Genomic DNA, 6201 nt, shown 5'->3' on the forward strand with positions numbered 1-6201 from the left:
GAGATGACACCGGCCAGCTGTGCCCCGCCCATCACCGCCGCCTTGGCGGACGGCCACGCGAACAAGAACCGCGGATCGTAGGCTCGCCCGCACATGCCGTAGTGCCCGGCGCCGTAGGACGCGCCGATCAACAGGGAGATATGCGGCACCGTCGAATTCGAGACGGCGTTGATCATCATCGAGCCGTGCTTGATCATCCCGCCTTCCTCGTAGTCCTTGCCGACCATGTATCCGGTCGTGTTGTGCAAGAACAACAGTGGCGTGTTGGAGCGGTTGGCTAACTGGATGAACTGGGTGGCCTTTTGCGACTCCTCGCTGAACAGGATGCCGCGGGCGTTGGCCAGAATACCCAGCGGATAGCCGTGCAGCCGGGCCCATCCGGTCACCAGCGAGGAGCCGTACAGCGGCTTGAATTCGTCGAACTCGGAGCCGTCGACAATGCGGGCGATCACCTCGCGCGGATCGAACGGAATCCGCAGATCCGGTGGCACGATACCGATCAGCTCCTCACCGTCGAACAGCGGCTCGGTCACCGGCGCCGGAGGCGGTCCCTGCTTGACCCAGTTCAGCCGCGCCACGATCCGGCGCCCGATGCGGATCGCGTCGATCTCGTCGACGGCGAAGTAATCGGCCAAACCCGAGATACGGGCGTGCATTTCGGCCCCGCCCAAGGACTCGTCGTCCGACTCTTCACCGGTCGCCATCTTCACCAGTGGGGGACCGGCGAGGAACACCTTGGAACGTTCCTTGATCATGACGACGTGGTCGGACATGCCGGGCACGTAGGCGCCGCCCGCGGTGGAGTTGCCGAAAACCAGGGCGATGGTGGGGAGCCCCGCCGCGGACAGGCGGGTGAGGTCGCGGAACATCTGTCCACCTGGGATGAAGATCTGCTTCTGGGTGGGCAGGTCGGCCCCGCCGGACTCCACCAGCGAGACCACCGGAAGCCGGTTCTCGAAAGCGATCTGATTGGCCCGCAATATCTTTCGTAGGGTCCACGGATTGCTGGTGCCGCCCTTGACGGTCGGGTCGTTGGCGACGATCATGCACTCCACGCCGCATACGACCCCGATGCCCGTGACCGTGCTGGCGCCGACCTTGAAGTCGCTGCCCCAGGCCGCCAGCGGGCTCAGTTCCAGGAACGGCGAATCCGGGTCGACCAGCAGCTCGATCCGCTCGCGGGCGGTCAACTTGCCGCGCGCGTGGTGGCGCTCGACGTATTTGGTGCCGCCGCCTGCGAGTGCGTCGGCGAGCGCGTTGTCGATCTCGGCCAGCTTCGCGGTCGCCGCCGAGGCGGCCTCTTCGAAGGTGGGGGCCTTGGCGTCGAGGGTGGACTTGAGCGCAGTCATGACTGATACCCCAAGGTTTTGGCGGCCAATGACGTGAGGATTTCGGTGGTTCCGCCACCGATGCCCAGGATCCGCATGTCCCGGTATTGGCGTTCGATTTCGGACTCGGACATATAGCCCAGACCGCCGAAGAGCTGCACGGCTTGGTTGGCAACCCATTCGCCGGCTTCCACCGCGGTGTTCTTGGCGAAACACACCTGGGCGATGAGGTTGGTCTCGCCGGCGAGCTGACGCTCGACCACGTTGCGTGAGTAGACCCGTGCGACGTCGATGCGGCGCGCCATCTCGGCCAGCGTGTTCTGGACCGTCTGACGCGAGATCAACGGACGGCCGAACGTCTCCCGGTCGCGACACCACTGCGCGGTGATGTCGAGGCAGCGCTGTGCGCTCGAATACGCCTGCGCGGCAAGGCCGATGCGTTCCGCCACGAAAGCCTGAGCGATCTGCAGGAAGCCGCTGTTCTCCGCGCCGACCAGATTGGCCGCCCGCACGCGTGCGTCTGCGAACGACAGCTCGGCGGTGTCGGATGATCGCCATCCCATCTTGTCCAGCTTGCGACTCACATCGAAGCCGGGCGTGCCTTTCTCGATCACGAGCAGCGAAACCCCGCCCGCCCCGGGACCACCCGTCCGGACCGCGGTGACGACGTAATCGGCGCGCACTCCCGAGGTGATGTAGGTCTTGGCGCCATTGACGACGTAGTGGTCGCCATCGAGGACGGCCGACGTACGCAGGTGTCCGACGTCTGACCCGCCGCCGGGTTCGGTGATGGCGAGCGCGCCGATCTTGTTGCCCGCCAACGTCGGCCGGACAAACTCCGCGATCAGCCGTTGGTCACCCGAGGCGATCATGTGGGGCACCGCGATGCCGCAGGTGAAAAGCGACGCGAAGACCCCACCCGGCGCGCCGGCCTGGTGCAGTTCCTCGCAGATGATCACCGAGTCGGCGCCGTCGCCGCCACCCCCGCCGACCGCTTCGGGAAAGCCCGCGCCCAGCAGGCCGGCCGCACCGGCGCGCAGATGCAGATCGCGCGGCAAGTCTCCGGTGCGTTCCCATTCGTCGACGTTGGGCAGGATCTCGCGTTCGGCGAACGAGCGCACCGTCTTTCGCAGCTGTTCGCGCTCCGGTGTGGTCCAGACGTTCACAACAACCTTTCGGGGATTTCGACTAGTCGGCTGCGCAGCCATTCACCCAGTCCCTTGGCCTGGGGGTCGAACCGCGCCTGGTAGGCGACACCTTGACCGAGGATGCCCTCGATGACGAAGTTCACGGCGCGCAGGTTTGGCAGCACGTGACGGGTGACGTCGAGGCCGGCCGTTTCGGGGAGCAGTTCCTTGAGTCGTTCGACGGTCAGCGTGTGGACCAGCCACCGCCATTGCTCGTCGGTGCGCACCCACACCCCGACGTTGGCCGATCCACCCTTGTCGCCGCTGCGCGCCCCGGCGATGCGGCCCAGCGGCACCCTGCGCACCGGACCGGCGTCAAGCGGAGAGGGCAACGGCGGTTCGGCGGCGGGTGCCAGTTCCAAAGTCTCTGTGGCGCAGGGGATGAATGTGCCGTTCCCGTCGGCATGCACGGCGACGTGCGGCACCTTCGTGGCGTCGACGTAGCCCGCCGTGAACACGCCGTAGACCTGGCCGTCGGCCGGCGGCGCGGTCACATGGAAGCCTGGATAGCTGGCCAGGGCCAATTCGACTGCGGCCGAAGAGAATTGGCGCCCGACATTGGCCGGATCGGGATCGCGGACCACGCAGTGCAGCAGCGCGCTGGCGGCTTCCTCGGTGTCGGCGTCGGTGTGGTCGGTACGGGCCAGCGACCACTCTAGCTCGGCGGGCTTCACGGTGAGTGCGGCTTCGAGTTGCCGGCGAACCAGCTCGGCCTTCGCCTCGATGTCGAGTCCGGTCAGCACGAAGGTCATCGAGTTGCGGAATCCGCCGATGCTGTTCAGCGACACCTTCAGCGTGGGCGGCGGTGGTTCGCCGCGCACGCCGCTGATGCGGACTCGGTCGGGGCCGTCTGGGGACAGCTCGATGGTGTCCATCCGCGCGGTCACGTCGGGGTTGGCGTAGCGCGCCCCGCTGATCTCGTAGAGCAACTGCGCGGTGACGGTGTCGACGCTGACCAGGCCGCCGGTGCCGGGATGCTTGGTGATCACCGAGGAGCCGTCGGCGCTGACTTCGGCCAGCGGGAAACCGGCGTGGGTGAGGTCGGGAATGTCGGTGAAGAAGGCGTAGTTGCCGCCGGTGGCCTGGACGCCGCACTCGATGACGTGACCGGCGACCACGGCGCCGGCGAGTTCGTTGTAGTCGGTCCGGCCCCAGCCGAAATGCGCGGCCGCAGCCCCGACGATCACCGAGGCGTCGGTGACCCGGCCGGTGACGACGACGTCGGCGCCGTCGTTCAGGCAGTCGACGATTCCCCAGGCGCCCAGGTAGGCGTTCGCGGTCAGCGGCGACCCGAGCCCGAGCTCCGCCGCCCGAGCCAACAAGTCGTCACCCTCCACGTGGGCGATCCGCGCCGGGATGCCCAGCCGCTCGGTTAGGGCGCGCGCGGCCTCGGCGAGCCCGGCCGGGTTGAGACCGCCGGCGTTGGCCACGATGCGGACCCCGCGGTCGTGGGCCTCACCCAGGCAGCCCTCGAGTTGCTTCAGGAAGGTCTTGGCGTAGCCGCGGTCGGGGTGTTTCATCTTGTCCCGGCCCAGGATCAGCATGGTCAGTTCGGCCAGGTAGTCGCCGGTGAGGAAGTCGACTTCGCCGCCGGTGAGCATCTCGCGCATGGCCGATAGCCGGTCGCCGTAGAACCCCGAGCAGTTCGCGATTCGCACCACGCCGGAACGATCGGAGAGATCAGGGGCAGAGGCCATACCCGTCCTCCATTTCAGCGATTCACCGATGAATGCGACCAACCAACCAACCGGTAGGTTAGCGGGTACCGCCGGTGTCACGTCAAGGATGCCACCGCGGCGTCACCGGTCTCGGTGTGCGCCCATTTTGGTGACTAGCAGGCATGCGACTATTCTGTAGAGCAATCGTCGCCCGTTCAGCCGACCGGCTATGTCGCGCGACATCATGACCCGAAGCCCCATATTGAGGAGTTAGGCCCGACCATGGCCGTACCCAAGCGCAGGATGTCGCGCGCGAACACCCGAAGCCGTCGCGCGCAGTGGAAGGCCGAGAAGACCGAACTCGTCGGCGTGACGGTGGCAGGTCAGAAGCACAAGGTGCCCCGCAGGCTGCTCAAGGCGGCCCGCCTCGGCCTCATTGATCTCGACCGCCGTTAGCTAGAGATCTCGGCAAATACCCGGCGCGCCTCTCAGGCCGCTCTCAGGCGCTAGGACGAAACTAGTGGCCGTGCGGATATTGGTCGTTGATGACGATCGCGCGGTGCGCGAATCGCTGCGGAGGTCGTTGTCGTTCAACGGCTACTCCGTCGAGTTAGCTCATGACGGGGTCGAGGCCCTCGACATCATCGCCAGCGATCGGCCCGATGCGCTCGTGCTGGACGTGATGATGCCGCGCCTGGACGGCCTCGAGGTGTGCCGTCAGCTCCGCAGCACCGGCGACGACTTGCCGATCCTGGTGCTCACCGCCCGCGATTCGGTGTCCGAGCGAGTCGCGGGCCTGGATGCCGGCGCCGACGACTACCTGCCCAAGCCGTTCGCCCTCGAGGAGCTGCTGGCCCGGATGCGGGCGCTGCTGCGCCGCACCAAGCCGGAGGACGACGCCGACTCGGCGCCGATGCAGTTCTCCGACCTGACTCTGGACCCGGTGACCCGCGAGGTCATGCGCGGGCAGCGCCGGATCAGTCTGACCCGCACCGAGTTCTCACTTCTTGAAATGCTGATCGCCAACCCGCGCCGGGTGCTCACCCGCAGCCGCATCCTCGAGGAGGTCTGGGGATTCGACTTCCCCACTTCGGGCAATGCGCTGGAGGTCTACGTCGGCTACTTGCGCCGCAAAACCGAAGCCGACGGGGAGCCGCGCCTTATCCACACGGTGCGAGGGGTTGGCTACGTCCTTCGGGAGACGCCCCCTTAATGATTCGGTTCCAACGATGATCTGGTTCCAACGACACCAGCGCGCACCGCTGCGGGCGACGAGCTCGCTGTCGCTGCGCTGGCGAGTCATGCTGCTGGCCATGTCGATGGTGGCGATGGTCGTCGTGCTGATGGCCTTCGCCGTCTACGCCGTGATTTCGGCAGCGCTCTACAGCGACATCGACAACCAGCTGCAAAGCCGCGCGCAGCTGCTGATCGCCAGCGGTTCGCTGGCCGCCGATCCCGGCAAAGCCATCGAGGGCACCGCATACTCGGACGTCAACGCGATGCTGGTGAACCCCGGCCACTCCATTTACTCCGCGCAGCAGCCCGGGCAGACCCTGCCCGTGGGTTCGGCGGAGAAGGCCGTCATTCACGGTGATCTGTTCATGTCGCGGCGCACCGCCGGCGATCAGCGCATCCTCGCCATCCACCTGCCCAACGGCAGCTCGTTGTTGATCTCCAAGAGCCTCAAGCCGACCGAGGCGGTGATGACCAAGCTCCGTTGGGTGCTGTTGCTCGTCGGCGGCATCGGGGTGGCGGTCGCCGCGGTGGCGGGTGGCATGGTCACCCGGGCCGGGCTGCGTCCGGTGGGCCGATTGACCGAGGCCGCCGAGCGGGTTGCGCGCACCGATGACCTGCGACCGATCCCGGTGTTCGGTAGCGACGAATTGGCCAGGCTCACCGAGGCTTTCAACTTGATGCTGCGGGCCTTGGCCGAATCCCGGGAGCGGCAGGCGCGATTGGTCACCGATGCCGGACACGAATTGCGTACTCCGCTGACGTCGCTACGCACCAACGTCGAGCTGCTGATGG

Annotated in this window: 6 protein-coding genes; 3 read left to right on the forward strand and 3 right to left on the reverse strand. The window is 66.8% G+C overall.

Features of this window, described 5'->3' with window-relative positions; all coding sequences use genetic code 11:
- The 3 genes from JOZ00_RS11460 to JOZ00_RS11470 all read right to left on the reverse strand — a co-directional run.
- Window positions 1-1349 (reverse strand): acyl-CoA carboxylase subunit beta (locus JOZ00_RS11460; RefSeq protein ID WP_293343853.1); only part of this gene is annotated, 1349 nt, incomplete at its 3' end.
- Window positions 1346-2494 carry an acyl-CoA dehydrogenase family protein gene (locus JOZ00_RS11465; protein ID WP_293343855.1) on the reverse strand — a complete coding sequence of 383 codons (1149 nt, stop codon included), beginning with the start codon at window positions 2492-2494 and terminating at the stop codon, window positions 1346-1348. The genes JOZ00_RS11465 and JOZ00_RS11460, both read right to left, overlap by 4 nt.
- Window positions 2491-4173, reverse strand: a complete 1683-nt coding sequence (locus JOZ00_RS11470; protein WP_293343863.1) for an acyclic terpene utilization AtuA family protein — start codon at window positions 4171-4173, stop codon at window positions 2491-2493. The genes JOZ00_RS11465 and JOZ00_RS11470 overlap by 4 nt, the downstream gene beginning before the upstream one ends.
- A 282-nt stretch (window positions 4174-4455) precedes the next feature.
- Here JOZ00_RS11470 and rpmF point away from each other — a divergent pair, with 282 nt between their 5' ends.
- The 3 genes from rpmF to JOZ00_RS11485 form a co-directional block, all read left to right on the forward strand.
- On the forward strand, window positions 4456-4629 hold the full coding sequence (gene rpmF / locus JOZ00_RS11475; RefSeq protein ID WP_293343857.1) for a 50S ribosomal protein L32: 174 nt from the start codon (window positions 4456-4458) through the stop codon (window positions 4627-4629).
- Between the two features lie 70 nt (window positions 4630-4699).
- Window positions 4700-5386 carry a two-component system response regulator MprA gene (mprA, locus tag JOZ00_RS11480; RefSeq protein WP_293343859.1) on the forward strand — a complete coding sequence of 229 codons (687 nt, stop codon included), beginning with the start codon at window positions 4700-4702 and terminating at the stop codon, window positions 5384-5386.
- Between the two features lie 16 nt (window positions 5387-5402).
- On the forward strand, window positions 5403-6201 hold a 799-nt coding region (locus JOZ00_RS11485), incomplete at its 3' end, for a HAMP domain-containing protein (protein WP_293343861.1).

This window comes from Mycobacterium sp. (assembly GCF_019243155.1).
Taxonomy (GTDB): domain Bacteria; phylum Actinomycetota; class Actinomycetes; order Mycobacteriales; family Mycobacteriaceae; genus Mycobacterium.